Raw genomic sequence first — 1,460 nt, forward strand, 5'->3', positions numbered from 1 at the left:
TGTGAACGGCGCGCCGGAAGAGATGACGGACAGTGACGGGAAAATCGTGTGGGAGACGGGGTATCAGGTCTGGGGTAACACGATACAGGAGAAGGACCACGGCAGGGTGGAACAGAACCTGCGTTACCAGGGACAGTACCTCGACAGGGAAACGGGACTGCACTACAATCTGCACAGGTACTATGATCCGGATGTCGGGCGGTTCATGGTAACGGACCCGATAGGGCTGAGAGGCGGGTTAAACTTATATCAGTATGCACCTAATCCACTGTCATGGATCGACCCACTTGGATTGTGTCCTAAATCTGACTTCAAATGGGGAAATCCAAAAAGTAAGCCTACATACGGTCACACCTTTTCTGAACACGGACAGAAAATGAAACCAAATCAGTTAATTGATCGTGCCAGAAATAAAGGTCATCAAGTTGGACAATATCTCGATGATAATTCTGCTGCTGATTTTATTGCTTCTGTTGCCAAAAAAGGACCAGGTGTGCATGATGTGCCATTGCCTACAAATATAAAAAGTCGAGGTTATTTACCTGATGGGACAGAGGTAGTTCCAGATATGGCAAGGGTTGTTGTAAAACCCGACGGTTCTGTACGTACATCGTTCCCATTCAATTCATCACACGACAACTAAAATAATGAAGGATATATATGAATGAAATAGATAAAATCTGTAGTGAACTTGGTGTACCAGTGAGTGATAAGTTTACACAAGATTGGGCTTATGAACTGCCTGAAAAATATCGAACTAAAGAGTGGTTAAGTAAATATATTGCTGCATATTTAAATAATGGCTACTCACAAAAAGGGAAGAATGAATTAATGACTTTAGCCCTTGATGTCTGTAATGATTTATTATCTTCTGGAGTACCTCCTTCAGATAAAGTTATTGTAAAAGCACTCAACACTCTGCTTGATAATTATAAAAATCATATAGATCTTATTAATTACTGGGCCTTGGATGACGAATCTTTAGAAGACAGTTTTGCATTAACTCCTGAAATAAGGGAATTAAAAAAAAGATTGATTTAGGATTATAATATTATTAAGTTATCAAAAGCCGGGTAAGAAATTAAATCTTCCCGGCTTTTTATTATTTAATTATCGTTCAGCATACTAAACATCCCGTTCCGCATCCCCTTAACAGACTGTTTAACCTGATAAAGTTCCCTGCGCAGTTCCTGTACTCCGTTGTTATCTGCAAGCAGGATCAGGCAGCCTTCCGAGATCTTCACGGTAACGCCCGTGCCGATCTCAAATCCCGCTTCTCTCAGCCATTTGGCGCTGATTTTGATCACCGGCGTGTCGCTGCGGTTGGGCAGATGCTGCGCTGGCAGCACGACGGCTGCCGCCAGACGTACCGCTACAACGCGCTGAACGCGGTCACGGAAGTGGTGTTCACCGGGGACCGGGGCGGTGAAATCCGCCACCGGCTGGCACGTGATGCGGCG

The 1,460-nt window shown here is 44.2% G+C and carries 3 protein-coding genes; 2 read left to right on the plus strand and 1 reads right to left on the minus strand.

Translation table 11 applies throughout. The features are described from left to right. Positions 1-643: RHS repeat-associated core domain-containing protein (locus tag ACJHWT_RS25370; RefSeq protein ID WP_227462144.1), on the plus strand; the 643-nt coding region annotated here is incomplete at its 5' end. A 17-nt stretch (positions 644-660) separates the two neighbouring features. Then, positions 661-1,041 (plus strand): hypothetical protein, encoded by a 381-nt coding sequence (locus ACJHWT_RS25375; RefSeq protein WP_001002164.1) that lies wholly within the window; start codon positions 661-663, stop codon positions 1,039-1,041. Between the two features lie 65 nt (positions 1,042-1,106). On the opposite strand, the gene ACJHWT_RS25380 is transcribed toward ACJHWT_RS25375, so the two are convergent. Further along, complete coding sequence (locus tag ACJHWT_RS25380) at positions 1,107-1,349, minus strand: SymE family type I addiction module toxin (RefSeq protein ID WP_001696838.1); 243 nt, start codon at positions 1,347-1,349, stop codon at positions 1,107-1,109. Positions 1,350-1,460 lie beyond the last annotated feature (111 nt).

This window comes from Escherichia sp. WS338 (assembly GCF_046486405.1).
GTDB lineage: Bacteria > Pseudomonadota > Gammaproteobacteria > Enterobacterales > Enterobacteriaceae > Escherichia > Escherichia coli.